Here is a 24,474-nt window from a genome sequence, read left to right as displayed (position 1 = left end):
GTGGCCGTGATCGACGATCTCAAGGTCAAGACCGACGACCAGCTGCAGCAGCAGCTGATCGAACTGAAGCGCGAGCAATTCAACCTCCGCTTCCAGTCGGCGACCAACCAGCTCGAAAAGCCGAGCCGCGTGCGTGAGGTGCGCCGCACGATTGCGCGCATCAAGACGCTTCAGCACCAGCGCGCCCGCACTGCCGAAACGCAGCAGGGTTGAGGAGAGAATAGGAATGCCAAAGCGCGTCCTCACCGGCACCGTGGTGTCCGACAAGGGTGACAAGACCGTGGTGGTCCGCGTCGAGCGGCGGGTGAAGCACCCGCTGTACGGCAAGATCATCAAGCTGTCGAAGAAGTATCACGCTCACGACGCGGCGAACGAGTTCCACGTCGGCGAGATCGTGCGCATCGAAGAATGCGCCCCGATCTCGAAGCTGAAGACGTGGAAGGTCGTCGACCGCATCGGTGCAGCCAAGATCGGCGCAGTCGAGATCGACGAGCCGGAAATCGTTGCGCCGACCGACGCCGAGCCTTCGCAGCCGGCAGAGGAAAAGGCTGAGAAGCCCGCCAAGAAGTCGACGAAGAAGGCCAAGGCCGAAGACGTCGCCGAAGCGGACGCCTGAGTAGATTTGGGAAGAGGTAGGGTCGAACCATGATCCAGATGCAGTCCAACCTGGACGTTGCGGACAACAGCGGAGCCAAGCGCGTTCAGTGCATCAAGGTGCTGGGCGGCTCGAAGCGCCGTACCGCCGGCGTCGGCGACATCATCGTCGTCAGCGTCAAGGAAGCCGCTCCGCGCGGCCGCGTGAAGAAGGGCGACGTTCACCGCGCGGTGATCGTTCGCACCGCGAAGGACATCCGCCGTCCCGACGGTTCGGTGATCCGCTTCGATTCGAACGCGGCGGTGCTCGTCAACAAGAACGAGGAGCCGATCGGCACTCGTATTTTCGGCCCGGTGGTCCGTGAGCTTCGCGCGAAGAAGCACATGAAGATCATCAGCCTTGCGCCGGAGGTGCTGTAATGGCCGCGCAGAAGATCAAGAAGGGCGACAAGGTCGTGGTCCTGTCCGGCAAGGACAAGGGCCGCACCGGCGAGGTCGTCAAGGCGATGCCGAAGGAAATGAAGGTCGTCGTGTCGGGCGTGAACGTCCATGCGCGCCACCGCAAGCCGTCGCAGCTCAATCCCCAAGGCGGGATCGAGCGCAAGGAAGCGCCGCTGCACGTGTCGAAGGTCGCAATCGCCGACCCGAAGACCGGTGCGCCGACCCGCGTCCGCTTCGAGGAGCGTGACGGCAAGAAGGTCCGCGTTGCGGCCAAGTCTGGAGAGCTGATCCATGGCTGATAAGGAAAAGAAGGTCGAAGAGGCGGTTGAGACGCCCGAGACCGAGCAGGTAGAGGTCGAGCGCGTCGGCGAGGCTGAGAAGGCCGAAGCCGAGGCGATCGAAGCCTTGCCGAAGGTCGAAGAGGCTTCGGTGCCCAAGGCCGCGAAGACGGCCGACAAGCCGTCGAAGACGCCGGCGAACTACAAGCCGCGCCTGAAGTCCGAGTATGAGGACACGATCGTCAAGGCGATGATCGAAAAGTTCGGTTACAAGAACCGGCTCGAGGTTCCACGCCTCGAGAAGATCGTCATCAACATGGGCGTCGGCGAGGCAACGCAGGACAAGAAGCGCGTCGAGACCGCTGCCGCCGAGATGCAGCAGATTTCGGGCCAGAAGCCGGTGATCACCAAGGCGAAGAAGTCGATCGCTCAGTTCAAGCTGCGCGAAGGCATGCCGATCGGCTGCAAGGTCACGCTGCGTCGCGACCGCATGTTCGAGTTCCTCGATCGTCTCGTGACGATCGCCCTCCCGCGTGTCCGCGACTTCCGCGGCCTCAACCCCAAGTCGTTCGACGGCCGCGGGAATTATGCGATGGGCCTGAAGGAACAGATCATCTTCCCCGAGATCAACTACGACCAGATCGACAAGGTCCGGGGCATGGACGTCATCATCACAACGACGGCGAAGACGGATGAAGAGGCGCGCGAGTTGCTGCGCCTGTTCAACTTCCCCTTCCCGACTGAGGAGCAGCGGCAGGCCGCGTAAGCGGTCTGCCCGTTAGGAGAGAAGAACTTAAGTCATGGCGAAACTGAGTTCGATCAACAAGAACGAGCGTCGCAAGAAGCTCGTTGAGAAGAATGCGGCGAAGTACGCGAAGCTGAAAGCGATCGCGGACGATGAATCGCGCGACGAGACCGAGCGGCTGATCGCTCGGCTCAAGATGGCGGAGCTGCCGCGCAACGGGAACCCGACGCGCGTCCGCAATCGCTGTGAGCTGACCGGCCGCAGCCGTGCTTATTATCGCAAGTTCCGTCTTTCGCGGATCATGCTTCGGGAGCTGGCCAACAAGGGCCTGATTCCGGGCGTCATCAAGTCGAGCTGGTAAGGGATTGTAACGGATGGCGATGACCGATCCTCTGGGTGATATGCTCACCCGCATCCGCAACGGCCAGCAGGCGCGCAAGGATAGCATCCTGACGCCGGCGTCGAAGCTGCGCACGCGCGTGCTCGATGTGCTTCAGCGCGAGGGCTATATCCGCGGATATTCCGAAGAAGCACTTGCCGGGCAGAAGGGCCTGCGCATCGAGCTGAAGTATTTCGAGGGCCAGCCGGCGATCCAGCACCTGGCCCGCGTGTCCAAGCCTGGCCGTCGCGTTTATTCCGCGGCGCGTGAGCTTCCGCGCATCCGCAACGGTCTCGGCACGATCATCGTGTCGACCCCCCGCGGCGTGCTGTCGGACGCCGAAGCGCGCGAGCAGAACGTTGGCGGCGAAGTGCTGGCGGAGGTGTTCTAATGTCCCGCATTGGCAAGAAACCGATTGCCGTGCCGACCGGCGTCACCGCGACGGTCGAAAGCGGCACGCTCACCGTGAAAGGGCCGAAGGGCCAGCTCGCGATGCAGCTGCTCGACGATCTCGTGAAATATGAGGTTGCCGAAGGCGAGATCCGCGTCACCCCGCTCGTCGACGCGCAACGCAATCGCGCGGCGTGGGGCATGCAGCGCACGCTGGTGCAGAACCTCGTCACCGGCGTCACCGAAGGTTTCACCAAGGTGCTCGAGATCACCGGCGTCGGCTACCGCGCGCAGGCCCAGGGCAAGAACCTGCGCCTACAGCTCGGCTACAGCCACGACGTGAACTTCCCGGTTCCTGAAGGCATCGACATCAAGACGCCCGACCAGAACACGGTCGAGATCACCGGTATCGATCGCCAGAAGGTCGGTCAGGTTGCCGCCGAGATCCGCCGCTGGCGCAAGCCGGAGCCGTACAAGGGCAAGGGCATCAAGTATCGCGGCGAGTATATCTTCCGCAAAGAAGGCAAGAAGAAGTAAGCCATGGCGAAACTCTCTCTCTTCGATCGTCGCCGCCGCCGCGTTCGCACGTCGCTTCGTTCGCGTGCATCCGGCAAGCCGCGTCTTTCGGTCCACCGCTCGGGCCGTCACATCTATGCGCAGGTCATCGACGACAGCGCGGGCAAGACGCTCGCCGCGGCCTCGACCCTCGACAAGGACATCAAGCTCAAGACGGGCGCCACGAAGGATAGCGCCGTCGCTGTCGGCAAGGCGCTTGCGGAGCGCGCGAAGAAGGCCGGCGTGTCGAGCGTCGTCTTCGATCGTGGCGGGTTCCTGTTTCACGGCCGCGTGAAGGCGCTGGCCGACGCCGCCCGCGAAGGCGGACTGGAGTTCTAGAATGCAAGACGAGAACCAGACCAACGAGACCAACACCGACCCGACCGAGGTCGCGCAGGTCGCCGAGGCGGCCCCGGCCCAGGCTGAGGAGCAGCAGCAGCAGGCTCCGCGCGGGCGCGGTCCTCGCGGCGGACGCGGCGGGCGCGATGGCGGCGGCCGTGGCGGCCGCGGGCGTCGTGACGATCGCCGTGGGCGTCGTGACGACGAGGAAGGCGGCGAGGAGCTGATCGAGAAGCTCGTCCACATCAACCGCGTCTCCAAGACCGTGAAGGGCGGTAAGCGCTTCGGCTTCGCGGCGCTGGTGGTGGTCGGCGACGGCAAGGGCCGTGCGGGCTTCGGCCACGGCAAGGCTCGCGAAGTTCCAGAAGCGATCAGCAAGGCGACTGCGGCTGCCAAGAAGGCAATGGTCCGCGTTCCGCTGCGCGACGGCCGCACGCTGCACCATGACGGCATCGGCCATTTCGGCGCCGGCCGCGTTGCGATCCGTTCGGCTCCGGCCGGAACCGGCATCATCGCCGGCGGCCCGATGCGCGCGATCTTCGAGAGTCTCGGCGTCCACGACGTGGTCACCAAGTCGGTCGGCACCTCGAACCCGTACAACATGATCCGTGCGACCTTCGAGGCGCTCAAGGAACAGACCAGCCCGCGCGCTGTCGCCCAGCGTCGCGGCAAGAAGGTCGCCGACCTGCTCGGCCGTGGCGGCGCAAGCGCTGCCGAGGCGGAAGCCCAGGCCGAAGCGATCGCGGAGTAAGAGTGATGGCGAAGATCAAGATCACCCAGACCGGATCGCCGATCCGCCGCGACAAGACGCAGCGCGCGACGCTCGTCGGTCTCGGGCTGAACAAGCTGCACCGCAGCGTGGAAGTGGAGGGCACGCCCGAAGTGCTCGGCCAGGTCCGCAAGGTGCAGCATCTCGTTCGGGTCGAAGAAGCGGCATAACCAATCCTGCCCATCTTGGGCATGCGCGACAAAAGCGAAAGCGAGTGCAACGATATGAAACTTAACGAAATTCGCGATAACAAGGGTGCCCGTCAGGGACGCGTTCGAGTCGGCCGCGGCATCGGTTCCGGTCTCGGAAAGACTGCCGGGCGCGGCCAGAAGGGCGCCAAGTCGCGCTCGGGCGTGTCGATCGCCGGGTTCGAAGGCGGCCAGATGCCCCTTCACATGCGGCTGCCGAAGCGCGGCTTCAACAACATCTTCGCCAAGGATTATGCCGAGGTGAACCTCGGTGCGGTCCAGAAGGCGATCGACGCCGGCAAGCTCGAAGCCAAGGGCACGCTCGACCATGACGCGCTCAAGGCTGCCGGCCTTGCCCGTGGCGGCAAGGACGGGGTCCGCCTGCTCGGCAAGGGTGAAATCAAGGCCAAGCTGGCCTTCAAGGTCGCCGGCGTGTCGAAGGGTGCCCGCGAGGCAGTCGAGAAGGCTGGCGGATCGATCGAGCTGATCGAGCGCAAGAATCCGGCCGAGCTCGCTGCCGCGAAGAAGGGTTCGCGCAAGCGCGCCGCCGCCGAAGCCTAAGGGTCTTAGACAACAGGCGATGAGCCACTATATCGGCGGCGGGGGATTTCAGGCCTCTCGCCGCCGTTTGTTTTTCCAGGGAATTTTTTGAATGGCATCCGCAGCCGAACAACTTGCCTCCAGCATCAGTCTCGCCAATTTTTCGAAGGCGACCGAGCTTAAGAAGAGGCTTTGGTTCACGCTTGGCGCGCTGATCCTGTTCCGCTTGCTGTCGTTCGTCCCGGTCCCCGGCATCGATCCAGTCGCAATGCAGACGCTTTACCAGACGCAGAGCGGCGGCATCCTCGACGTGTTCAACACATTCTCCGGCGGCGCGCTGGAGCGCTTCAGCATCATCGCGCTCGGCGTCATGCCGTACATCACGGCGTCGATCGTCGTGCAGCTGGGGGCCACGCTCTACCCGTCCTGGCAGCAGCTCAGGAAAGAGGGCGAGACCGGCCGCAAGAAGCTCAACCAATATACTCGCTACCTGACGGTCGCGATCACCCTGGTGCAAGGCTATCTGGCGATCCGCGGGCTCGAATCCCAGTCGGTCAACCAGGGCATCCAGGCGGTCGTACAGCCGGGTCTCCTGTTCGAGATCGCCGGAACCGTCTCTCTTGTCGGCGGCACCCTGTTCCTCATGTGGATCGGTGAGCAGATCACCAGCCGAGGCATCGGCAACGGCGTCTCGCTCATCATCATGGCCGGCATCGTCGCGCGTCTGCCGCAGGGCATTGCCCAGCTGCTGGAAGGCAGCCGCACAGGCACGCTGAACCCGCTGGTGGTTGTGGGCATCGTCGCCATCGCCGCCGCGCTCGTTCTGTTCATCTGCTTCATGGAGCGGGCGCAGCGTCGCGTGCTGATCCAATATCCGAAGCGGCAAACCGCGCGCGGGATGCAGCAGGAGCGCTCGCACCTGCCGATCAAGCTCAATACCGCAGGCGTCATCCCGCCGATCTTCGCGTCGTCGCTCCTGCTGATGCCGCTGACGATCCTGCAGTGGGCGGGTAACCGGACGTCGGCCGAAGGGAGCGCCAGCGACTGGCTGATCACCGTCAGCACCTATCTGCAGCACGGCTCGCCGCTCTACATGCTGCTCTACGGCCTCGGCATCGCCTTCTTCTGCTTCTTCTACACGGCCGTGCAGTTCAACAGCGAGGAAACGGCCGACAATCTGAAGCGGCATGGCGGATTCATTCCCGGCATCCGCCCGGGCAAGGCGACCGAGCAATATTTCGATTACCTGCTCAACCGCATCACCGTCGTGGGCGCCGCCTATCTGGTCCTCATCTGCCTTATCCCGGAGATGCTCACCGCGCAGGCAGGTCTCAGTTTCCGTCTCGGCGGCACCAGCCTGCTCATCGTCGTCAACGTGACGATGGACACGGTCAGCCAGATCCAAAGCCATCTGATTGCTCACCAATATGGCGACCTCATAAAGAAGGCTAAGCTCAAGACGACGCCGCGCAGGCGCTAGTCCGCGGCGAACGAGGGGGGAGGGTTCGCGTTGCTGAACATCATTCTTCTGGGGCCGCCGGGGGCGGGCAAGGGCACGCAGGCGGCACGCCTTCAGGCGGCGCGCGGCATGATGCAGCTGTCGACCGGGGACATGCTCCGCGCGGCGGTCGCCGCGGGCACGCCCGTCGGCCTCCAGGCCAAGGCCGTGATGGAACGCGGCGAGCTCGTCAGCGACGCGATCGTCAGCGCGCTGATCGGGGAGCGGCTCGACGCCGCATCCGAGCAGGGCGCCATCTTCGACGGCTTTCCGCGGACGCAGGCGCAGGCTGAGGCTCTCGATTTTCTGCTTGCCGAGCGCGGACGTCGGCTTGACCATGTGATCGAGCTGGCGGTGGACGAGGATGAGCTGGTCAAGCGGATCACCGGCCGCTTCAGCTGCGCGAATTGCGGCGCGGGATATCACGACAGCTTCCGGCCTACGAAGATCGAAGGAGTCTGCGACGCCTGCGGATCGACCGAGTTCAAGCGGCGCCCGGACGACAATGAAGAGACGGTCCGGACCCGCATGGCCGAATATCGCGCCAAGACGCAGCCGATCCTTCCCTATTATGAGGCGAAGGACCTCGTGCGCCGCGTGGACGGCATGGCGTCCGTCGAAGCAGTCGCGGCCCAGATCGATGCGATCCTAGACGGGAACGCCTGATCGCTGCATCATTCGCTCAGGGGGTCGAGCGAATGAAGGCATGGGTTGCATTAGCGTCGTTGATGGCCGCCTCCGCTGCGCCGGCCGAAGTCGTAAGCGCTTCATCCAATGGCTTCGAAGTCCGCCAGACGGTCAGTCTCGTGGTGAAGCCCGAGGTCGCCTTCGCCGCCTTCAGCAACGTCAGCGGCTGGTGGGACGCGGAACACACCTACAGCGGCGATTCCAGCAACCTCTCGCTCGACCTGCGCCCGGGCGGATGCTTCTGCGAGCGCTTCCCGGAGGGCGGCGGCGGAGTTGAGCATATGCGGGTCGTTTACGTCGAACCCGGTAAGCGCGTCGTCCTCACCGGTGCGCTGGGGCCCCTGCTTTACGAGGCGACGACGGGCGTGATGGACGTGCAGGTCAAGTCGACCGCCGCCGGCTCCCAGCTGACCCTGAACTATCGGGCCGCGGGCTTTGCGAACGGTGGCGCCGACAAGCTTGCGCCGCTCGTCGACGGCGTCCTGGCCGGGCAGATGAAGCGGCTTCGCGCGTTTGCGACCGCGCGTCCGCGGACCTAGCCGCGCTCGAGGGTTACGAAGCGGAAGGCCGGCCGGCCGTCCTCCGCCGGATGCAATTCCGACGAGACCTCGCGCCAGTCGCCCGAGTGGCGAGGATCGGGCCAGGACGTGTCGCCCTGAATATCCTCGAGCACTTCGGTGAGCTCGATCCGGTCCGCGAGAGGCAGGAACAGGGCGAAGATATCGGCGCCGCCGATGACCGAGACCGGCTCCCCGCCCGCGAGGTCCAGCGCGGCCTGCGCTCCGCAGGCTTTCTCCGCGCCGATCGCGAACCAGTTGCGGTCGCGCGTCAGGACAATGTGGCGCCGGCCCGGAAGGATGCCGGGCAGGCTGTCGAAGGTGCGGCGTCCCATCACCATCGCGCTGCCCATCGTCAGTTGCTTGAAGCGCTTGAGGTCCGCGGGGAGATGCCATGGAAGCTTCCCGCCGCGGCCGATGACCCCATTTTGCGCGCGGGCGACGACAATCGTGACGGGACATTTCTCCATGCCGTCGTTTTGACGCGCCCGACCGTGCGTGCCAAGCGGCACGAACCATGAGCGCACAGTCGCAGCTGATCGAGCAAGTGAGGCAGAGGCTCGGGCCAAGGGGCGTCATCACCGATCCGGCCGAGATCGAGCCATGGGTGAGTGACTGGAGAGGCCGTGTCCATGGCGCATCCGCGGCGGTCCTGGCTCCCTCGTCGACCGTGGAAGTGGCGGAGATCGTCAGGCTCGCCGCCGAGCATCGCGTGCCTCTGGTGCCGCAGGGTGGGAATACGGGCATGGCGGCGGGTGCGACGCCTCCGTCGGACGGCTCCGCCCTGCTGCTTTCGCTGCGGCGCATGAATCGCATCCGCTCGGTCAGCGCAGAGGACCGGTGCGCGGTGGCGGAGGCCGGCGTGATCCTGGCGACGCTTCACGACGCTGCGAACGAGGTCGGCATGCGCTTTCCTCTTACGCTCGGAGCCCGCGGAAGCTGCACGCTGGGCGGCCTCACCTCGACCAACGCGGGAGGTACCCAGGTGCTGAAGTTCGGCACGATGCGTGCGTTGGTGACGGGGGTGGAGGCGGTGCTGCCTGACGGATCCGTGCACGACGGGCTATCCGGCCTGAAGAAGGACAATCGCGGCTACAGCCTCGACCAATTGCTGATTGGAGCGGAAGGCACGCTCGGCGTCGTCACGGCGGTTGCGGTCCGGCTGGTTCCCGCCATCGCGCAGCGCGCCGTTGCCTGGACGGGGCTCGACAGCCCAAGCCGCGCCCTCGACCTCCTGAGGTTCCTCGAAGCGCGGACCGGCACCGTCGAAGGTTTCGAGCTGGTTCCGCAGGACTCGCTGGATCTCGTGCTCAAGCATATCCCCGGCACGCGCGCTCCGCTGACGGGCGAGCATCGCTGGCACGCTCTGGTGGAAGCCACCACGCCCGACGCACACGTGGACATCGCGGCGGAGCTTGAGGCATTGCTCGGCAAAGCATTGCAGCAGGGGATTATCGCCGACGCCGCAATCGCCTCGAACGAGGCACAGGCGGAGGCATTCTGGAAGATCCGCGACAGCATCTCGGAAGCGGAGCGAGCCGAAGGCCAGACGCTCGCTCACGACATCTCGGTCGCGGTAGCCGACATGCCGCGCTTCCTCGTCGAGGCCAGCGCCGAGGTCGAGCGGGCATTTCCAGGCGTCATAGCAAGCGGCTTCGGTCACCTGGGCGATGGCAACATCCACTTCCACGTGCGGGCGGCAAGCCATGCTTCGCCGGACTGGTACGAGGCTGAAGGCGCGGCGATCACGCGGTTGGTCGACGATCTGGTCACCGCTGCTGGCGGTTCGATCTCGGCCGAGCATGGCATCGGCCAGCTGAAGCGCGCCGAGCTCGAGAGGCTGAGCTCGCCCGCGCGTATCCACGCGCTGAGGGCGATCAAGCAGGCGCTCGACCCGCTCGGGATTATGAATCCGGGCAAGTTGGTTCCTTGAGGCGCGCTGCACCAATCAATCGGGAACGTATGTGAGCCGGATTACATTTTCGTCGATCTGATCGCTTCCCGCGAGCCGAAGCGGCGGTCGAGCTTCGGCGAAATAAGGGTTGCCCCGGCCCAACACGACCGGGTGCAGGTAAATCCTATATTCGTCGATCAGGCCGAGCCTGGTCAGGGTTCGCGCCAAATTGGGCCCACCGACTTCGATTTCCCCGGTGAGTTCCGTTTTCAGCCGTCGTATCTCGCCCTCCAGGTCATCGACGATGAGCGAGGCGCTGGGGCCGACCGAATTCAGGGTATGAGAAACGACCCATTTCCGCTGTCGTCGCCAGGCGTCGGCGAACTCGCGTTCCGGTTCGTCCCATTCGTGATGATCTTCGTCCCAATAGCGCATGATCTCGTACAGGTTGCGGCCATAGATGCTGCCGACCTGCTCGCGCGCCTGCTCGATGAAGTGCCTGAAAAGCACGGGACCGGGCCCGAAAGCCGTGTGGTCGACGTAGCCGTCCAGCGACTGGTTCATCCCAAACACGAGCTTTGCCATGCCAATCTCTTTCTAGCCGCGACGTCCGGGAAAGCCTGGCGCGCCCGGTAGGATTGCCCTCGCTTCGCTCGGTCGTCTCCGCTTCGCTTCGACCCCGAAAAGGTTCGAACCCTAGAGCACTCCAGCGTCCGGAAACCGCTTAGCGGCATCCGGCTGCTGGCGCGCCCGGTAGGATTCGAACCTACGACCTCAAGCTTAGAAGGCTCGTGCTCTATCCAACTGAGCTACGGGCGCGCGTGGGGATGACCTAACCGGAATTGACCCGCAGCGGAACCGCGCTAGCTTCCGCGCGATGGATGCCGAGGGGGAGGGGCTGAAGCACGTCGAGGCGCATGAAGTTGCGCATCGCCGGTTCCGCTATTTCGATTTCGTGATGGCCGCCTTCGTCGCCATCCTGCTGCTGTCGAACGTCATCGGCGCGGGCAAGATCGCCAACATCAACCTGCCCGGGATCGGCCCCTGGCCGTTCGGTGCCGGCATCCTCTTCTTCCCGCTCTCCTATGTCATCGGCGACGTGCTGACGGAGGTCTACGGGTTCGCCCGCGCACGACGCTGCATCTGGGCAGGCTTCGTCGCGCTGATCTTCATGGCCTTCATGAGCTGGGTGGTCGTCGCCTTGCCGGCCGATCCGGGCTGGACCGGTCAGCAGGCCTATGACGCGGTGTTCGGGCAGGTGCCGCGCATCGTCGCGGCTTCGATCATCGCCTTCTGGGCGGGCGAGTTCGTCAACAGCCTCGTGCTCGCCAAGATGAAAATCTGGACCGAGGGAAAGCATCTGTGGACGCGGACCATCGGCTCGACCGTCGCGGGGCAGGGCGTCGATAGCCTGTTCTTCTACCCGCTCGCCTTTTTCGGGGTGCTGGACAGCGCGACCTTGCTGAAGGTGATGCTGACCCAATGGGTGCTGAAGGTGTCGTGGGAAGCGATCCTGACGCCCGTCACTTATGCGGTCGTCGGCTGGCTCAAGCGCCGCGAAGGCTTTGACGTTTACGACGAGAAGACTGAGTTCACTCCGTTCAGCGTCGGGCCTTAAGCGGCCACCGTCTCCAGCAGGCCCTCGAACAAGCGGCGCCCGTCGGTGCCGCCGTGCGCGGCCTCGATGACCCTCTCGGGGTGAGGCATCAGGCCCAGGACGTTGCCCGTATCGTTGAGGATGCCGGCGATCCGTCGCGCAGAGCCGTTGACTTCCTCAAGGTAGCGGAATGCGACGCGGCCCTCTGCTTCGAGACGATCGAGGGTCGCCTCGTCTGCCTGATAATTGCCATCGTGATGGGCGACCGGGACGGTAATCGTCTGCCCGGTTTCGTAGCCGCTGGTGAAAAGGCTCTGGCTGTTCTCGACCTTGAGCGACACGGGCCTGCAGACGAAGCTCAGCCCGGCGTTTCGCATCAAGGCGCCGGGCAGCAAGCCGGTCTCCGTCAGCACCTGGAAGCCGTTGCAGATGCCGATCGTCGGGACTCCGCGATCGGCGGCATCCTTGACTGCTCGCATGATCGGCGAACGCGCGGCCATCGCTCCGGATCGCAGATAGTCGCCGTAGGAAAATCCGCCGGGAATGCCGATGAAGTCGATGCCCTCGGGCAGATCGGCGTCCTTGTGCCAGACCATCTCGGGCTTGCGGCCGGTCACCTGCTCGAGCGCGACCGCGAGATCGCGATCGCAGTTCGATCCGGGGAAGACGATGACCGCACTCTTCATTCACATGCTCCTGGCCGACACGGCGCTCCTACCCGCCAAATATGCGGGAAAAGTGGCAGTCAGGCGTGCTCCAGCCGTTCAATCCGGAAGTTCTCGATCACCGTGTTGGCAAGCAGCTTCCGGCACATATCCTCGATGTCGGAGTCGCTGGTGCCGTCGGCAAGGTCGAGCTCGATGAGCTTTCCGGCGCGCACGTCGTTGACGCCCGCGAATCCCAGTCCTTCCAGGGCATGGTGGATGGCCTTGCCCTGAGGGTCCAGGACGCCGGGCTTCAGTGTGACGAAGACGCGCGCTTTCATGTGTTTGCCTGCAGTTGGAGGGTGCGGGAGGCCCTATGGCGCGGGGCGCGGGACCGGGCAAGTTTTACGATCTGTTTACCTTGTGGGCCGAAGATGCCCGTTTGTACTCGTAAAGGGGGAGACTCAGCGATGGTAATGGGGGTGGCAATTGCCATGTTCATCGCGCTCTTTGGGTGGGGCGCCGGCTATTTCGGCTGGCACGATCCGGAAGGGAAGGTCCAGCTCGCCCTGTTCACCAGCTTCATCCTGGGCATAATCGGCGGCTACAAGGCCAAGGGCGGCTAATAGCCGCTCAGCTCCGCAACCCGATTGCGGTGATAATAGACGTCTCCGAACAGCTCGCCGAGGACGGCGGACCGTTTCATGAACAATCCGATGTCGTGCTCGTCGGTCATGCCGATGCCGCCATGCATCTGCACACCCTCGCGAACCGCGAGGGAGGCGACCGAAGCGGCCTTGGCTTTCGCAACGGCGGCGTGAAGCTCGGCCTTCTCATCCCCTGAATCGATCAGCTGTGCGGCCTTGAGCGCAGCAGCGCGCGCAATCTCGATCTCTCCATAAAGATGCGCAGCCCGATGCTGCAGCGCCTGGAACTCGCCGATCGTCTTGCCGAATTGCTTGCGCTGCCTGAGGTAGTCGAGCGTCATCGCCGTCGCGCCCGCAGCGACACCCACCAGCTCCGCGGCTGCACCAGCACGGCCGGCATCGAGCGCGCGCGACAGCCGTGACCAGCCCTTGTCGACCTCGCCGATCACCGCGTCTGAATCGACGGCAACATCCTCGAACACCAGCCGGGCGGCCTTCGAGCTATCCACGAGCGACGCGGTCTCGACCTGCGCGCTGCCCTTGGGAATTGCGAACAGGGTGAGGCCTTCGGCTTGGCCGGGCGATCCCGACGTCCGTGCCGCGGTGACCACCATGTCGGCTGAATTGCCGTGGACGACGAATTGCTTGGATCCGTTCAGAACGAAGCCGTTGCCTCTGCGCTCGGCTTTCAATGCGGTTTCGAGTGGCGCGTGGCGTTTGTTCTCGTCCACGGCGAGCGTCAGCACCGCCTCCCCGGACAGAATGGCCGGATACCAGCGATCGGCATGCGCCGTGCCCTCGATGGCGCGAGTTCCAACGACCGCCGAGGCGAGGAACGGCGAAGGCGTCAGGTTGCGACCCACCTCTTCGAGCACCAGTGCGGATTCCAGTGCGCCGAGACCCAGACCGCCCGGATCCTCCGGGATGCAAATGCCCGTCAGACCCAGGTCGCCGAACTGCTTCCAGAGGGCCGTGCCATAGCCGTCCGTGCATCCAGTATCGCGCCAATGCCGAAGCTGCTTCGAGATCGCGCCTTCCTCGCGGAGGAAGCTCGCCGCGGTCTCCTGCAGCATCTTCTGGTCGTCGGTGAGCAGGCTCATGCTCCGGGCAGTCCCAATATGTGCTTTGCGACGATGTTCAGCTGGATTTCGCTCGTGCCGCCCTCGATCGAGTTGCCCTTGCTGCGCAGCCAGTCGCGCGGCGCCTTGCCATTGTTCGACCGTTCGCTGTCCCACTCAAGCGCATCGGAACCGCCGGCCGCGATCACCAGCTCCATGCGCTGCTTGTTAAGCTCGGTGCCCGCATATTTCATCATCGACGGGCTGGCGGGATGCGCCTCACCAGCCTTCCACATTGCCGCGAAGCGCTCGCTCATTGCCGCGAAGGCGAGCGCATCCACGTCGAACGCGGCGATGTCGGCACGCAGCATCGGGTCGGCCGGCGTCAGCCAGCCGCCGAGCGTATTGCTGGTGCCGCCGGTGCCTATCCCACTGCCGAGCCCCATGCCCGCGATCATCTCCCGCTCGTGGCCGAGCAGATATTTGGCGACGTCCCAGCCGCGGTTCACTTCGCCGACGATCTGCCCCTTCGGGACTTTCACATCGTCGAAGAAGGTCTCGCAGAAGGGCGACGAACCGCTGATCAGCAGGATCGGCTTGGTGGACACGCCTGGCGTGAGCATGTCGAAGAGGAGGAAGCTGATGCCACCCTGCTTGGACTCGCTCGACGTGCGCACCAGGCAGAATATCCAGTCGGCCTTGTCGGCGTAGCTGGTCCATACCTTCTGGCCGTTGACCAGCCAGTGGTCGCCCTTGTCTTCCGCCTTGGTCTGAAGTCCCGCGAGGTCCGACCCGGCGCCCGGCTCCGAATAGCCCTGGCACCAGCGGATTTCGCCGCGAGCGATCTGCGGAAGATAGTGGCGCTTCTGCTCCTCGGTCCCGAATTTGAGCAAAGCGGGGCCGAGCATCGAGATTCCGAAGCTGGTGAGCGGAGATCGGGCGCCGATCCTTGCCATCTCCTGCTTGAGGACTCGCCCCTCCACGGGCGTGAGCCCGCCGCCGCCATAGTCTTTCGGCCATTCCGGAACCGTCCAGCCGCGATCCGCCATGACCTCGAGCCAGCGCTTCTGCGCGTCCGACTGGAAGGCCCAGTTGCGTCCGCCCCAGCAAAGGTCGGCTTCAGATCGGATCGGATGCCGCATCTCGGCCGGGCAATTAGCCTCGAGCCACTCGCGGGTTTCGGCGCGGAATCTGTCGAGGTCGCTCATGCGGCGTCTATCCGCCGCGAGGCTGCGCTTGTCGAGCCTAACAGCCTTGTCAGCAACGGTTACGGAGCCTAGCCACGGCGCCTCGGAGGAACCGATGAGCGACGTGATGGAAAAGCCGACCACCAGCCCGATCTCGACGACCAAGCATGGCGACGTCCTGATCGTCCTGTCGAACAACCCGCCGGTGAACGCGCTCGGCCATGCGGTGCGGCATGGTCTTGTAGCTGCGATCGAGGAAGCGGAGGCCGACAACAGCGTCAGCGCCGTCGTCATCGCGTGCGAGGGACAGACCTTCTTCGCCGGTGCCGACGTTTCCGAGTTCGGCACCCCCAAGGCTTTCGAGCAACCGATGCTGCCGCAGGTCGTCGATCGAATCGAGAGTTGCACGAAGCCGGTCGTGGCTGCGATCCACGGGACGGCACTCGGCGGCGGCCTCGAGGTCGCGCTGGCCTGCCACTATCGCGTTGCGGTGCCTTCGGCGAAGCTCGGCACTCCGGAAGTGAAGCTCGGGCTGTTGCCGGGAGCCGGTGGAACGCAGCGCCTGCCGCGAGTGGCCGGTGTCCGGCAAGCACTCGAAATGTGCGCGACCGGCAACCCGATCGGCGCCAAGCAGGCGTTCGATTGCGGACTGATCGACCGTCTGATCGAGGACGAGCTAATCCCTCATGCCGTCGGCTATGCGGAGGAGGTGCGTGACGTGCGTCCCCTCCCGAAGAGTTCGGAGCGGCAATATAAGCTCAACGAGTGCGACCCGACGGTGTTCGAGGAATTTCGGGCCGCCAACGCCAAGCGTTTTCGTGGCTTCGACGCTCCGGAGGCCAATGTCCGCGCCGTGAAGGTCGCGTGCGAGAAGCCATATGCCGAGGGCGTGCTGGAAGAGCGCAAGCTGTTCATGGAGCTGATGAGCGGCACCCAGGCGAAGGCGCAGCAATATTTCTTCTTCGCGGAGCGCAAGGCCGCGAAGATCGACGGGCTCCCGGAAGGCACGCAGCCGCGCGACATCAAGCGCGTCGGCGTTCTCGGCGCAGGCACGATGGGCGGCGGGATCTCGATGAATTTCCTGTCGGCCGGCATCCCGGTGACGATCGTCGAGATGAGCCAGGAAGCGCTCGACCGGGGCACGGGCGTGATGCTGCGCAATTATGAGGCGAGCGCGGCCAAAGGGAAGCTGACCGCGGAGCAGGTGGGCAAGGCGATGGGCCTGCTCGAGCCGACGCTCGATTTCGAGGCCCTCGGTCAGTGCGACCTGATCATCGAGGCGGTTTACGAGAATATGGACGTGAAGAAGGAGGTCTTCGGGCGTCTCGACAAGATCGCCAAGCCCGGAGCGATCCTCGCGTCCAATACCAGCTACCTCAACGTCAACGAGATCGCCGCGAGCATCTCGCGTCCTGGCGACGTGGTGGGGATGCACTTCTTCTCGCCGGCCAACGTGATGAAGCTTCTCGAGGTCGTACGCGGCGACAAGACCGAACCCGACGTGCTTCTGACGGCGATGCAGATCGGCAAGAAGATCAGGAAGGTGCCGGTTGTCGCCGGCGTCTGCCACGGCTTCATCGGCAACCGTATGCTGATGCCGCGGCAAGTCGAGGCGACCAAGCTGCTGCTTGAGGGGGCCAGCCCCCAGCAGGTCGATCGCGTCCACGTCGAATTCGGAATGCCGATGGGGCCGTTCCAGATGGCCGACCTCGCCGGTGTCGACATCGGCTGGCACCGCGACCCGAACCGCGTGGAAAATGTTCGCGACGCCCTCTGCGCAATCGATCGGTGGGGCCAGAAGAAGGGTGCCGGCTTCTACGATTATGACGAGAAGCGCAGGCCCAGCCCGTCACCCGTCGTGCAGCAGATCATCGAGGATTTCGCCGAGAAACAGGGCGTCGAGCGCCGGGAGATCAGCGACCAAGAGATCGTCGAGCGCACGCTCTACACGATGGTCAACGAAGGCGCGAAGATCCTGGAGGAGGGCACCGCCCAGCGCGCTTCCGATATCGATGTCGTCTGGGTCTACGGATACGGCTGGCCGGTCTATCGCGGCGGCCCGATGTTCTGGGCGGATACCGAGGGGCTGGACAAGATCGTCGAGGGCCTGAAGCGCCAGGAAGAGCGGATGAAGCCGGAATTCAGCTTCTCGCAGCTGCTTCTGGACAAGGCCGGGAAGGGCGAGCGCTTCACGCGCTAGGCACCTTTTGAAGCCGCCGCTCGTTTCTCCGATCTCAGAGTCGGAGACGAGTAATGGCCGATTACGCCACCGAAGCACGCGAACAGCATCCGCTTCGCCGCTATTCCAACATTGCCGTGGCCTTCCATTGGGTCACCGTCGCGTTGGTGCTTTTCCAGATCTGGCTGGGCCTGAGCTTTGCCGACATGGCGCAAGGACCCGAGCGGGGAGAGCTATTCGCCTGGCACAAGACGATCGGCTCGATCATCCTGCTGACCGTGCTCGCGCGGCTGACCTACCGGCTGCAGAATCCGCCCCCGCCCTATCCGCCGGAATTGCCGCAATGGGAACGGATCGCGGGCACCTGGAACCATCGCTTGTTCTACTTGCTGCTGATCGTCATGCCGATCGGCGGTTACCTCGCCGTCTCGGGTCAGTCGAAGGGGTCCACCACGGAGTTGCTGGGCGGTTTGCGGATCCCGGTTCTACCGGGAATATCGAAGCAGATGGGAGAATTCGCAGGTGGGGTCCACGAACTCGCCGCTTTCCTTCTGATTGGATTGATCGCGCTCCACGTCGCTGCCGCGCTGAAGCACCAGTTCGTCGATCGCAATCGTGCGTCGGGTCGGATGCCGCCGTTCAAGGACCCCGTCGATGAGCCAGTCGTCATCGGGCAGGGACAGGAGGCTCGCTCGAAAGCAGGCTGAGCATCGCCAGGGCCACCGTCGCCGTACCGGCGCTGGCAATGAAGGTCGCGGAGCTCCCGTCCCGGTCCCACAGCAGGCCAGCGGCAAGGCTGGCGAGTAGCGAGGCGATGCCGCTGACGAACCAGAAGGCGCCGAAGCTCGTGGCGCGCAGGTGCTCCGGAGCCCTGTCGGCGATCATGCGTGAGAATATGCCCTGGGTAAGCGCCATGTGCGCCCCCCAGAGAAGGACGCCGACGATCAGCCCGGCATAGCTGCTGGTCCACGCCAGGATCAAATTGCCTCCGATCAAGGCGACGATCCCCGCGGCGAGCAATGTCCGCGGGCTAGTCCGGTCGCTGAGTGCGCCGGCCGGGTAGGCGAGCACGACATAGGCCAGATTGAAAAGGGCAAGCGTCAGCGGCGAGAGCGCTTCCGACAGGCCGATTTCGATGCCCTTCAGGATCAGGAAGGCTTCGGAGAAACGCGCGAGCATGAAAAGGAAGCCGACGGCGAGAAGCCGCTTGGTAGGCCGGTTAAGCTCCCGGAAGCCGGAGAAGAGCGGAGCGCGCTTGGTCGGTGGGTTGTGATGCTCGGGCTCGCGTAGGACGAGCAAGGCAAGAAGGAAGGAGCAGGCTGCCGGAACGACGGCGAACCAGAAGACTGCGCGAATGTCGCTTGCGAGCAAGGCCATCAGCGCGATGGCGGCGAGCGGGGCGAGCAGTGCTCCGGCGGTGTCGAGCGCCTGGCGCAGCCCGAAGGCCTTGCCGCGGATCTCCGCCGGCGTTTCGTCAGCGATCATCGCGTCCCGGGGGGCGCCGCGGATGCCCTTGCCTACCCGGTCGGCGAAGCGAGCGACCATGACTGCGGCTGCGCTCATCGCCAAAGGGAAGAGCGGCTTCGAAAGCGCGGCAAGGCCATAGCCTGCCACGACCCACGGCTTGCGTCTCAGGGTGCGGTCCGACAGCCGGCCGGAAGCGAGCTTGGCGAAGCTGGCCGTCGCTTCTGCGACGCCGTCGATCGCACCCAGGGCGGTCGCGGGGAGGCCCAGGACCAGCGTGATGAAGGCCGGGAGCAGCGAGTGATAGATCTCGCTCGACAGGTCCATCAGCAGGCTGACGAAACCCAGGGTCCAGACGTTTCGTGGAAGACGCGGGCGGGTTGCCATGGGCGCGTCATCGCCGGGCGCGTTCACGAGTGCAACCGAAGCGTCAAATTCAGATCAACAATATTGCGGGACGCGTCATTGTTGTTAGTCTGCAAACGATGTTTGGCGGATCCTCTCCAGCCGCGCTTGCGCAGCGTTTCACCATTATCGCAAACAATTGGGTCGCGGACGGCCCGGCCGAACGAGCCGAGCGCGCCCGGCGCCGGTTGATGGCCGAGATCGGCGCCCGTGCACCGGCGACCCTGAACGAGATCGCGAAGGCGGTGGGACGCGGAGCGCCAGCCGTCAGCCGGTCGGTCGACCTGCTGGTCCGCGCTGGCCTTGTCGAGCGCACGCAGGATCCCGACAACCGTCGGCGGCTTGCACTACGGCTTACGCAGGCGGGGCGAGACGAACTCGCCGATCAGCCGAGATCGAGCTCAGGTTTGGCGCTGAGGCTGGAGCGGCTAGCTCATAGCGAGCTTCGTGCGATCGAACGCGCAATCGAAATCCTAGAGCGCTAATCCTCAGCCGTTGCCGCGGCGGCGGCGCGTTTCCCAGCCTTTCTTGGCGGCGGCGCTGCGGCTCGACGAGCGGCCATGACCGGCGTTCTTGCCGCCCTTGTCCTGCTTGTTGACCGTTGCCCAGGCCCGGCTTTCGGCTTCCTTCTTGGAAACGCCACGCTTCTCGTAGCTCTTTTCGATATGGTCAGCCTTGCGGTCCTGCTTACTCGTGTACGCACCACGGGGCATGGTTCATCTCCTGCACATTTCCCTCGTGCGATGAACGCTTTGCCTCGAAAGCTGTTGCCATGCTGCATTGCAGCATGAGCCAATTTGAGCTAGGGGGCGGCTCGAATTTTCCGGGAAAATTGACATGAACCTGCGCAACGTCGCGATCATCGCGCACGTCGATCACGGCAAGACGACACTTGTCGACCAGCTCTTCCGCCAGTCCGGCACGTTCCGCGACAACCAGCGCGTCGAGGAGCGGGCGATGGATTCGAACGACCTCGAAAAGGAGCGCGGGATCACCATCCTCGCCAAGTGCACCTCGGTCGATTGGCATGGAACGCATATCAACATCGTCGACACACCCGGCCACGCCGATTTCGGCGCGGAGGTTGAGCGCATCCTGTCGATGGTCGACGGCGTGATCCTGCTCGTCGACGCCGCCGAGGGCCCAATGCCGCAGACCAAGTTCGTCACCGGCAAGGCGCTGTCGCTCGGCCTCAAGCCGATCGTCGTCGTCAACAAGATCGACCGCCCCGACGCGCGCCCGGCCGAGGTTCTCGACGAGGTGTTCGAATTGTTCCTCAACCTCGAGGCGAATGACGAGCAGCTCGATTTCCCGACGCTCTACGCCTCGGGCCGCGCCGGCTACGCTGGCCTCACCGACGACGTTCGCGAAGGCGACCTCACGCCCTTGTTCGAGACCATTGTCAGCCACGTTCCGGCGCCGCGCGTCGACGCCGGCCCGTTCCGGATGCTCGCGACGCTTCTCGACCGCGACCCGTTCTTGGGCCGGATCCTCACCGGCCGCATCGATAGCGGCCGCCTCGACGTCAACATGCCGATCAAGGCGCTCGACGTGAACGGCAACCTCGTCGAGGATGGCCGTGCGACCAAGATCTTCGCTTTCCGCGGGCTCGAGCGCGTGCCGGTCGACAGCGCCGAAGCGGGCGAGATCGTCGCCATCGCCGGCCTGATCAAGGCGACCGTCTCCAACACCATTGCCGACCCGTCGATCGCCGCGCCGCTTCACGCGCGAGAGATCGACCCGCCGACGCTCGCGATGAGCTTCGCCGTCAACGACAGCCCCTATGCCGGGCGGGACGGCGACAAGGTGCAGAGCCGCGTGATCCGCGAGCGGCTCGAGCGCGAGGCCGAGGGCAATGTCGCGATCCGGGTCACTACCGCCGCCGACAACGATAGCTTTGAGGTCGCGGGTCGCGGCGAGCTTCAGCTCGGCGTGCTCATCGAGACTTTGCGCCGCGAAGGATTCGAACTTGGGATTTCCCGGCCGCGCGTCCTGTTCCGCGACGGCCCGTCGGGCCGCGAGGAACCCTATGAGACCGTCGTCGTCGACGTCGATGACGAGTTCAGCGGCACCGTCATCGACAAGATGGCGCTCCGCAAGGCCGAGATGACCGACATGCGTCCGTCGGGCGGCGGCAAGACGCGGCTGACCTTCAGCGCGCCCAGCCGCGGCCTCATCGGCTATCACGGCGAGTTCCTGTCCGACACGCGCGGCACCGGCATCATGAACCGGCTGTTCGAACGCTACGGGCCGTACAAGGGGCCGATTACCGGAAGGCAGAACGGCGTCCTCATCTCGATGGAGCAGGGGAAGGCGGTCGCCTACGCTCTCAACGCGCTGGAAGAGCGTGGCGTGCTGTTCATCTCGCCCGGCGAGGATCTTTATGAGGGCATGGTCATCGGCGAGAATGCCAAGCCGCAGGACCTCGAGGTCAATCCGCTCAAATCGAAGCAGCTCACCAACTTCCGGGCTAGCGGCAAGGACGAAGGCATCCGCCTCACCCCGCCGCGGCGCATGAGCCTCGAGCAGGCAATCGCTTACATCCAGGACGACGAGCTGGTGGAAGTCACGCCCAAGGTCGTGCGTATCCGCAAGCGGTTCCTCGACCCGCACGAGCGCAAGCGCCAGGCGAGAAAGCTCGAAGCGGCTTAAGCCTTTAGTTCTGCCGGACGATAATCAGCGATACGTTGTCGGGCGCTCCGCGCTCGAGGACCTTCTCGATCAGATTGTCGGCCGCCTCGTCCAGCGACCCGCGGGTGATCTCGGCAGCGATCTCCTGATCGTCGACGAGCCTCGTCAGCCCGTCGCTTGCGAGAAGGAAAAGATCGCCTGGCCGCGCGTCTCCGCTGACGCTATCCAGCTCTAGCGTCTCCCGCACCCCCACGGCGCGGGTAATGACGTTTGCGTTCTCGTGGCCCTCGGCCTCCTCCGGCTTGAGCATCCCGACGTCGACCAAGTCCTGGACCAGACTGTGATCGCGGCTGATCCGCATGATCTGGCCACCACGGAGCCAATAGGCGCGACTGTCTCCAGCCCACAGGCAGCGGAAGCGGTCTCCATCGATCGCTAGCGCTACGACGGTCGTGCCGATCGTTCGTTCACTATCCATGGTCTGGGCGAGCCGGATCAGATCGTCGTTCACCCGACGGAGCGAGTCCGTTGCGCTGGTGGCGAATTCGTCGAGATTATCGCTGCTCGGCAGGTTCCGGAGTGCCTCGGCGACCATCGCGCTTGCGACTTCCCCCGCCTCGTGGCCACCCATTCCATCGGCGACCGCCCACAGGCCGCGCGGCGTTTCCACGAGGATCGAATCCTCGTTGATCTTGCGCTTCAGACCAACATGAGTGCGACTGACGCATTCAAAGCGCATTCTGCCCCCGCGAATCCTGCTAAGCGCAGACTAGCAATCGCTTAACGTTCGTGCGATTTCCTTTTTCATAACCAATGTCGAGGGGGGCTCTCGGCGAATGACCAAGGCGTACAGCAATAAGGCGTTGCCTGCGGGCACTGTGCTGCGTGAGTGGCGGCTAGAGGAAGTTCTGGGCGTTGGCGGCTTCGGCATAGTCTACAAGGGCCGCGGCATCTATTTCGACGAACTCGTCGCGATCAAAGAATATTTCCCGAGCTCGATCAGCGAGCGGGATTCGGACGACACGGTCGTCCCGATCGATTCCGACGCCGAAGAAGTGCACGCGCTCGGCCTCAAGAAGTTCGTCGAGGAAGCGAAGCTCCTCTGGAACTTGTCCACCCCTTCCAGGCATCCCAACATCGTCAGCGTTCGGAGCCTCTTCGAGATCCACGGCACCGCCTACATGGTGATGGACTTCGAAGACGGAACGTCATTGTCGAAGATGGTCAAGCAGGGCCGGCGCTTCAACGAGCGCAGCCTGTGGAACATCCTCCGGCCGATCGCGGAAGGGCTCGACCGGGCTCATCGCGTTGGTGTGCTCCATCGTGACATCAAGCCGCCGAACATTCTGATCAACGAGGACAATCGGCCGGTCCTGATCGATTTCGGCTCCGCCCGGTTCGAAGCCGCTGAGGCCACGAGCACGAAGGTCACGTTCCACACGCCGCCCTACGCCGCGATCGAACAATATGTGAAAACATATCCGCAGGGGCCGTGGACCGACATCTATGCCCTTGGGGTCGTCATGTACGAGTGCATCACCGGCGAGAAGCCGCCGGAAGTGCTCGAGCGGCTGCATGCCGGGCTCGGGAAGCCGCTGTCGGAAGGCAAATGGCCGGGTTACACCAAGAGGTTCCTCGCCGGCGTCGATGCCGCGATGGTCGTGAAACCGGACGAGCGGCCGCAGTCCATCGGCGACTGGCTCGCGATGTTCGGCAAGGACGAGAATGTCGGAATCGTCGATGGCGACGACGCTACGCGATTCTACGCCGGTCAGGTCGAATCCGAAGGCATAGTCCCGGTGCCTCCGACGCCGGTGGATCTCAAGGAGCCGGTGGAGACGGGCGTTCCGAAGGATCCCAAGGAGGCGAGCTTCAAGCGCGCCGGTGAAGAGACTGGAGCCAAGAAGCGCAAGGGGCAGAAAGACGAAGCCGCCGAGCCCGCCGAAGCGGACGGGACCGCGGGCGCTGGCTTGGCTGCAGCCGCCGTTGGGGCTGCCGGTGCGGCGGCCGCCGCTACGCCGACCAAAACGCCGGCTCCGCCGCCGGCAGCGAAGGCTCCGAAGGCAGGCGCTGCCGGAACGCCATCCGAAAAGAAAAAGGTCAGTCCTGCAGTCATGGCGGGCGCGGCCGCGGCGGTGCTTGCAGTCGTGGGAGTGGGCGCGCTGACCATGCGCGGAGGGTCCGGCGCCGACACCAACGCGTCCGAGATCGCGACGACCGGAACCGATAATTCGGAAGGCGCGATTGCAGCGCTCGGAACGGGTGAGACGACCGACGTGAACGCCGCCGTCAACGAAACAGGCAATGCAGCGGTCGAAGAGGCGGCGCCGACGACCGAACAGCCCACCGAAGATGTGGCCCTGCGCAAGGAACAGGCAAAGGCCGCGGCCGCGGAAGCCCGCTTGGAGGCTTTGCAGAAAGCGCAGATGAAGGCCGCGCAGCAGGCCAAGACCGGTGCGCAGTCAGCCGTCGCCGCGAAATCGAAGGCCGCGACTGCCACTGCCTCGACCAGCACGGCCAGCGAAGAAAGCGGAAGCTCGGGCGGGGGCGTGTCCAAGGCCAAGCTCGCGCAATTCTATTCGATCGTGGACGATGCCCGTTCGCAGGCGAAAAGGGTCATGAAATCGGGCAACAGCCAGAATGCAGCGCTCGCGAGGAATTACGACGCCAATCTCAAGACCCTAAGAGATTCGATGCGCGGCATTCAGTCGGACCGGGATGCCGATCGCCTCATCAAGCAGGCGAACCAGACGCGCGCCTACGTTCAGTTCCTGGGCAAGGATCAATAAGCGTTTAGCTTGCCAAGCG

At 64.5% G+C, this 24,474-nt stretch carries 31 protein-coding genes, 1 tRNA gene and 1 pseudogene; 23 read left to right on the top strand and 10 right to left on the bottom strand.

The window, feature by feature from the left end; all coding sequences use genetic code 11:
- The 15 genes and pseudogenes from rpmC to LZ538_RS02055 all read left to right on the top strand — a co-directional run bounded on the left by rpmC (nucleotide 1) and on the right by LZ538_RS02055 (nucleotide 7,942).
- A complete protein-coding gene (gene rpmC, locus LZ538_RS02125) occupies nucleotides 1-213 on the top strand; it encodes a 50S ribosomal protein L29 (RefSeq protein WP_249830348.1) in 213 nt (70 codons plus the stop codon).
- 13 nt (nucleotides 214-226) lie between these two features.
- A pseudogene (gene rpsQ, locus LZ538_RS02120) lies at nucleotides 227-466 on the top strand (30S ribosomal protein S17); the annotation flags it as partial.
- Between the two features lie 179 nt (nucleotides 467-645).
- Nucleotides 646-1,014 (top strand): 50S ribosomal protein L14, encoded by a 369-nt coding sequence (rplN, locus tag LZ538_RS02115; protein WP_192588030.1) that lies wholly within the window; start codon nucleotides 646-648, stop codon nucleotides 1,012-1,014.
- Nucleotides 1,014-1,334 (top strand): 50S ribosomal protein L24, encoded by a 321-nt coding sequence (rplX, locus tag LZ538_RS02110; protein WP_249830347.1) that lies wholly within the window; start codon nucleotides 1,014-1,016, stop codon nucleotides 1,332-1,334. The genes rplN and rplX overlap by 1 nt, the downstream gene beginning before the upstream one ends.
- 130 nt (nucleotides 1,335-1,464) lie before the next feature.
- Nucleotides 1,465-2,079, top strand: a complete 615-nt coding sequence (gene rplE, locus LZ538_RS02105) for a 50S ribosomal protein L5 (RefSeq protein WP_347402738.1) — start codon at nucleotides 1,465-1,467, stop codon at nucleotides 2,077-2,079.
- A 34-nt stretch (nucleotides 2,080-2,113) separates the two neighbouring features.
- Nucleotides 2,114-2,419, top strand: coding sequence for a 30S ribosomal protein S14 (gene rpsN, locus LZ538_RS02100; RefSeq protein WP_249830346.1), 306 nt, complete (start codon nucleotides 2,114-2,116; stop codon nucleotides 2,417-2,419).
- A gap of 13 nt (nucleotides 2,420-2,432) precedes the next feature.
- Nucleotides 2,433-2,828, top strand: a complete 396-nt coding sequence (gene rpsH / locus LZ538_RS02095; RefSeq protein ID WP_249830345.1) for a 30S ribosomal protein S8 — start codon at nucleotides 2,433-2,435, stop codon at nucleotides 2,826-2,828.
- Nucleotides 2,828-3,364 carry a 50S ribosomal protein L6 gene (gene rplF / locus LZ538_RS02090; protein ID WP_249830344.1) on the top strand — a complete coding sequence of 179 codons (537 nt, stop codon included), beginning with the start codon at nucleotides 2,828-2,830 and terminating at the stop codon, nucleotides 3,362-3,364. Before rpsH ends, rplF begins: the two co-directional genes overlap by 1 nt.
- A 3-nt stretch (nucleotides 3,365-3,367) precedes the next feature.
- On the top strand, nucleotides 3,368-3,721 hold the full coding sequence (gene rplR / locus LZ538_RS02085; protein ID WP_249830343.1) for a 50S ribosomal protein L18: 354 nt from the start codon (nucleotides 3,368-3,370) through the stop codon (nucleotides 3,719-3,721).
- Nucleotide 3,722: 1 nt separating this feature from the next.
- Nucleotides 3,723-4,472 carry a 30S ribosomal protein S5 gene (rpsE, locus tag LZ538_RS02080; protein ID WP_249830342.1) on the top strand — a complete coding sequence of 250 codons (750 nt, stop codon included), beginning with the start codon at nucleotides 3,723-3,725 and terminating at the stop codon, nucleotides 4,470-4,472.
- Nucleotides 4,473-4,477: 5 nt separating this feature from the next.
- Complete coding sequence (gene rpmD, locus LZ538_RS02075) at nucleotides 4,478-4,660, top strand: 50S ribosomal protein L30 (RefSeq protein WP_249830341.1); 183 nt, start codon at nucleotides 4,478-4,480, stop codon at nucleotides 4,658-4,660.
- Between the two features lie 54 nt (nucleotides 4,661-4,714).
- Nucleotides 4,715-5,239, top strand: a complete 525-nt coding sequence (gene rplO, locus LZ538_RS02070; RefSeq protein WP_249830340.1) for a 50S ribosomal protein L15 — start codon at nucleotides 4,715-4,717, stop codon at nucleotides 5,237-5,239.
- Nucleotides 5,240-5,330: 91 nt separating this feature from the next.
- The gene (gene secY / locus LZ538_RS02065) at nucleotides 5,331-6,698 is read left to right on the top strand and encodes a preprotein translocase subunit SecY (protein WP_249830339.1); all 1,368 of its coding nucleotides are present in this window, start codon (nucleotides 5,331-5,333) and stop codon (nucleotides 6,696-6,698) included.
- 33 nt (nucleotides 6,699-6,731) lie between these two features.
- A complete protein-coding gene (locus tag LZ538_RS02060) occupies nucleotides 6,732-7,382 on the top strand; it encodes an adenylate kinase (RefSeq protein WP_249830815.1) in 651 nt (216 codons plus the stop codon).
- 32 nt (nucleotides 7,383-7,414) lie between these two features.
- A complete protein-coding gene (locus LZ538_RS02055; RefSeq protein ID WP_249830338.1) occupies nucleotides 7,415-7,942 on the top strand; it encodes an SRPBCC family protein in 528 nt (175 codons plus the stop codon).
- Here LZ538_RS02055 and LZ538_RS02050 read toward each other — a convergent pair.
- Nucleotides 7,939-8,430 carry a dihydrofolate reductase gene (locus tag LZ538_RS02050; protein WP_249830337.1) on the bottom strand — a complete coding sequence of 164 codons (492 nt, stop codon included), beginning with the start codon at nucleotides 8,428-8,430 and terminating at the stop codon, nucleotides 7,939-7,941. The two genes, LZ538_RS02055 and LZ538_RS02050, sit on opposite strands and share 4 nt — an antisense overlap.
- Before the next feature lie 47 nt (nucleotides 8,431-8,477).
- Between LZ538_RS02050 and LZ538_RS02045 the strand changes: the two genes are divergently transcribed.
- Nucleotides 8,478-9,893 carry an FAD-binding oxidoreductase gene (locus LZ538_RS02045; RefSeq protein ID WP_249830336.1) on the top strand — a complete coding sequence of 472 codons (1,416 nt, stop codon included), beginning with the start codon at nucleotides 8,478-8,480 and terminating at the stop codon, nucleotides 9,891-9,893.
- A 15-nt stretch (nucleotides 9,894-9,908) separates the two neighbouring features.
- Here the strand turns inward: LZ538_RS02045 and LZ538_RS02040 are convergent, their stop codons facing one another.
- Nucleotides 9,909-10,439, bottom strand: coding sequence for a dihydrofolate reductase family protein (locus LZ538_RS02040; RefSeq protein ID WP_249830335.1), 531 nt, complete (start codon nucleotides 10,437-10,439; stop codon nucleotides 9,909-9,911).
- A gap of 157 nt (nucleotides 10,440-10,596) precedes the next feature.
- Nucleotides 10,597-10,673: transfer RNA gene (locus LZ538_RS02035), tRNA-Arg, on the bottom strand.
- A 58-nt stretch (nucleotides 10,674-10,731) separates the two neighbouring features.
- Here LZ538_RS02035 and LZ538_RS02030 point away from each other — a divergent pair.
- Entirely contained in the window at nucleotides 10,732-11,472 is a 741-nt protein-coding gene (locus tag LZ538_RS02030) for a queuosine precursor transporter (RefSeq protein WP_249830334.1), read from the top strand.
- On the opposite strand, the gene purQ is transcribed toward LZ538_RS02030, so the two are convergent.
- On the bottom strand, nucleotides 11,469-12,137 hold the full coding sequence (gene purQ, locus LZ538_RS02025; RefSeq protein WP_249830333.1) for a phosphoribosylformylglycinamidine synthase subunit PurQ: 669 nt from the start codon (nucleotides 12,135-12,137) through the stop codon (nucleotides 11,469-11,471). The genes LZ538_RS02030 and purQ overlap by 4 nt on opposite strands.
- A 59-nt stretch (nucleotides 12,138-12,196) precedes the next feature.
- Nucleotides 12,197-12,436, bottom strand: a complete 240-nt coding sequence (purS, locus tag LZ538_RS02020) for a phosphoribosylformylglycinamidine synthase subunit PurS (RefSeq protein WP_249830332.1) — start codon at nucleotides 12,434-12,436, stop codon at nucleotides 12,197-12,199.
- Nucleotides 12,437-12,571: 135 nt separating this feature from the next.
- On the opposite strand from purS, the gene LZ538_RS02015 reads away from it, so the two are divergent.
- Nucleotides 12,572-12,721, top strand: a complete 150-nt coding sequence (locus LZ538_RS02015) for a hypothetical protein (RefSeq protein WP_249830331.1) — start codon at nucleotides 12,572-12,574, stop codon at nucleotides 12,719-12,721.
- Here the strand turns inward: LZ538_RS02015 and LZ538_RS02010 are convergent.
- The gene (locus tag LZ538_RS02010; RefSeq protein WP_249830330.1) at nucleotides 12,718-13,842 is read right to left on the bottom strand and encodes an acyl-CoA dehydrogenase family protein; all 1,125 of its coding nucleotides are present in this window, start codon (nucleotides 13,840-13,842) and stop codon (nucleotides 12,718-12,720) included. The two genes, LZ538_RS02015 and LZ538_RS02010, sit on opposite strands and share 4 nt — an antisense overlap.
- Nucleotides 13,839-15,008 (bottom strand): acyl-CoA dehydrogenase family protein, encoded by a 1,170-nt coding sequence (locus tag LZ538_RS02005; protein ID WP_249830329.1) that lies wholly within the window; start codon nucleotides 15,006-15,008, stop codon nucleotides 13,839-13,841. Before LZ538_RS02005 ends, LZ538_RS02010 begins: the two co-directional genes overlap by 4 nt.
- A gap of 106 nt (nucleotides 15,009-15,114) precedes the next feature.
- Between LZ538_RS02005 and LZ538_RS02000 the strand changes: the two genes are divergently transcribed.
- Nucleotides 15,115-17,187, top strand: a complete 2,073-nt coding sequence (locus LZ538_RS02000) for a 3-hydroxyacyl-CoA dehydrogenase NAD-binding domain-containing protein (RefSeq protein WP_249830814.1) — start codon at nucleotides 15,115-15,117, stop codon at nucleotides 17,185-17,187.
- A gap of 53 nt (nucleotides 17,188-17,240) precedes the next feature.
- Nucleotides 17,241-17,873 carry a cytochrome b gene (locus LZ538_RS01995; protein WP_249830328.1) on the top strand — a complete coding sequence of 211 codons (633 nt, stop codon included), beginning with the start codon at nucleotides 17,241-17,243 and terminating at the stop codon, nucleotides 17,871-17,873.
- Here LZ538_RS01995 and LZ538_RS01990 read toward each other — a convergent pair.
- Nucleotides 17,833-19,017: an MFS transporter gene (locus LZ538_RS01990; RefSeq protein WP_249830327.1), complete on the bottom strand. Its 1,185-nt coding sequence runs from the start codon at nucleotides 19,015-19,017 to the stop codon at nucleotides 17,833-17,835. The two genes, LZ538_RS01995 and LZ538_RS01990, sit on opposite strands and share 41 nt — an antisense overlap.
- Before the next feature lie 98 nt (nucleotides 19,018-19,115).
- On the opposite strand from LZ538_RS01990, the gene LZ538_RS01985 reads away from it, so the two are divergent.
- Entirely contained in the window at nucleotides 19,116-19,520 is a 405-nt protein-coding gene (locus LZ538_RS01985) for a MarR family winged helix-turn-helix transcriptional regulator (RefSeq protein ID WP_249830326.1), read from the top strand.
- A 3-nt stretch (nucleotides 19,521-19,523) separates the two neighbouring features.
- Here the strand turns inward: LZ538_RS01985 and LZ538_RS01980 are convergent, their stop codons facing one another.
- A complete protein-coding gene (locus tag LZ538_RS01980; protein ID WP_249830325.1) occupies nucleotides 19,524-19,748 on the bottom strand; it encodes a plasmid stabilization protein in 225 nt (74 codons plus the stop codon).
- Between the two features lie 124 nt (nucleotides 19,749-19,872).
- On the opposite strand from LZ538_RS01980, the gene typA reads away from it, so the two are divergent.
- Nucleotides 19,873-21,687 (top strand): translational GTPase TypA, encoded by a 1,815-nt coding sequence (gene typA / locus LZ538_RS01975; protein WP_249830324.1) that lies wholly within the window; start codon nucleotides 19,873-19,875, stop codon nucleotides 21,685-21,687.
- Nucleotides 21,688-21,691: 4 nt separating this feature from the next.
- On the opposite strand, the gene LZ538_RS01970 is transcribed toward typA, so the two are convergent.
- A complete protein-coding gene (locus tag LZ538_RS01970; protein WP_249830323.1) occupies nucleotides 21,692-22,405 on the bottom strand; it encodes a PP2C family protein-serine/threonine phosphatase in 714 nt (237 codons plus the stop codon).
- Between the two features lie 97 nt (nucleotides 22,406-22,502).
- On the opposite strand from LZ538_RS01970, the gene LZ538_RS01965 reads away from it, so the two are divergent.
- Nucleotides 22,503-24,455, top strand: a complete 1,953-nt coding sequence (locus tag LZ538_RS01965) for a serine/threonine protein kinase (protein WP_249830322.1) — start codon at nucleotides 22,503-22,505, stop codon at nucleotides 24,453-24,455.
- Nucleotides 24,456-24,474: the final 19 nt, after the last annotated feature.

The organism is Sphingomonas hankyongi, from assembly GCF_023516575.1.
In the GTDB taxonomy this organism is placed as follows: Bacteria; Pseudomonadota; Alphaproteobacteria; order Sphingomonadales; family Sphingomonadaceae; genus Sphingomicrobium; species Sphingomicrobium hankyongi.
Note: the sequence above shows the minus strand (reverse complement) of the source record. Positions and strands in the feature narration are given on the sequence as shown.

Excerpts from the sequence above, each read along its gene's own strand:
- LZ538_RS02045 (WP_249830336.1), top strand. The coding sequence starts at position 8,478 with ATGAGCGCACAGTCGCAGCTGATCGAGCAAGTGAGGCAGAGGCTCGGG.
- LZ538_RS01980 (WP_249830325.1), bottom strand. The coding sequence starts at position 19,748 with ATGCCCCGTGGTGCGTACACGAGTAAGCAGGACCGCAAGGCTGACCAT.
- rplX (WP_249830347.1), top strand. The coding sequence starts at position 1,014 with ATGGCCGCGCAGAAGATCAAGAAGGGCGACAAGGTCGTGGTCCTGTCC.
- purS (WP_249830332.1), bottom strand. The coding sequence starts at position 12,436 with ATGAAAGCGCGCGTCTTCGTCACACTGAAGCCCGGCGTCCTGGACCCT.
- LZ538_RS02050 (WP_249830337.1), bottom strand. The coding sequence starts at position 8,430 with ATGGAGAAATGTCCCGTCACGATTGTCGTCGCCCGCGCGCAAAATGGG.
- purQ (WP_249830333.1), bottom strand. The coding sequence starts at position 12,137 with ATGAAGAGTGCGGTCATCGTCTTCCCCGGATCGAACTGCGATCGCGAT.
- LZ538_RS01990 (WP_249830327.1), bottom strand. The coding sequence starts at position 19,017 with ATGGCAACCCGCCCGCGTCTTCCACGAAACGTCTGGACCCTGGGTTTC.
- LZ538_RS02040 (WP_249830335.1), bottom strand. The coding sequence starts at position 10,439 with ATGGCAAAGCTCGTGTTTGGGATGAACCAGTCGCTGGACGGCTACGTC.
- LZ538_RS02000 (WP_249830814.1), top strand. The coding sequence starts at position 15,115 with ATGGAAAAGCCGACCACCAGCCCGATCTCGACGACCAAGCATGGCGAC.
- LZ538_RS02030 (WP_249830334.1), top strand. The coding sequence starts at position 10,732 with ATGGATGCCGAGGGGGAGGGGCTGAAGCACGTCGAGGCGCATGAAGTT.
- typA (WP_249830324.1), top strand. The coding sequence starts at position 19,873 with ATGAACCTGCGCAACGTCGCGATCATCGCGCACGTCGATCACGGCAAG.
- secY (WP_249830339.1), top strand. The coding sequence starts at position 5,331 with ATGGCATCCGCAGCCGAACAACTTGCCTCCAGCATCAGTCTCGCCAAT.
- rpsN (WP_249830346.1), top strand. The coding sequence starts at position 2,114 with ATGGCGAAACTGAGTTCGATCAACAAGAACGAGCGTCGCAAGAAGCTC.
- rpsE (WP_249830342.1), top strand. The coding sequence starts at position 3,723 with ATGCAAGACGAGAACCAGACCAACGAGACCAACACCGACCCGACCGAG.
- LZ538_RS02005 (WP_249830329.1), bottom strand. The coding sequence starts at position 15,008 with ATGAGCGACCTCGACAGATTCCGCGCCGAAACCCGCGAGTGGCTCGAG.
- rplF (WP_249830344.1), top strand. The coding sequence starts at position 2,828 with ATGTCCCGCATTGGCAAGAAACCGATTGCCGTGCCGACCGGCGTCACC.
- LZ538_RS01965 (WP_249830322.1), top strand. The coding sequence starts at position 22,503 with ATGACCAAGGCGTACAGCAATAAGGCGTTGCCTGCGGGCACTGTGCTG.
- rpmD (WP_249830341.1), top strand. The coding sequence starts at position 4,478 with ATGGCGAAGATCAAGATCACCCAGACCGGATCGCCGATCCGCCGCGAC.
- rplO (WP_249830340.1), top strand. The coding sequence starts at position 4,715 with ATGAAACTTAACGAAATTCGCGATAACAAGGGTGCCCGTCAGGGACGC.
- LZ538_RS02055 (WP_249830338.1), top strand. The coding sequence starts at position 7,415 with ATGAAGGCATGGGTTGCATTAGCGTCGTTGATGGCCGCCTCCGCTGCG.
- LZ538_RS01985 (WP_249830326.1), top strand. The coding sequence starts at position 19,116 with ATGTTTGGCGGATCCTCTCCAGCCGCGCTTGCGCAGCGTTTCACCATT.
- rplN (WP_192588030.1), top strand. The coding sequence starts at position 646 with ATGATCCAGATGCAGTCCAACCTGGACGTTGCGGACAACAGCGGAGCC.
- rplR (WP_249830343.1), top strand. The coding sequence starts at position 3,368 with ATGGCGAAACTCTCTCTCTTCGATCGTCGCCGCCGCCGCGTTCGCACG.
- rpsH (WP_249830345.1), top strand. The coding sequence starts at position 2,433 with ATGGCGATGACCGATCCTCTGGGTGATATGCTCACCCGCATCCGCAAC.
- LZ538_RS01995 (WP_249830328.1), top strand. The coding sequence starts at position 17,241 with ATGGCCGATTACGCCACCGAAGCACGCGAACAGCATCCGCTTCGCCGC.
- LZ538_RS01970 (WP_249830323.1), bottom strand. The coding sequence starts at position 22,405 with ATGCGCTTTGAATGCGTCAGTCGCACTCATGTTGGTCTGAAGCGCAAG.
- LZ538_RS02010 (WP_249830330.1), bottom strand. The coding sequence starts at position 13,842 with ATGAGCCTGCTCACCGACGACCAGAAGATGCTGCAGGAGACCGCGGCG.
- LZ538_RS02015 (WP_249830331.1), top strand. The coding sequence starts at position 12,572 with ATGGGGGTGGCAATTGCCATGTTCATCGCGCTCTTTGGGTGGGGCGCC.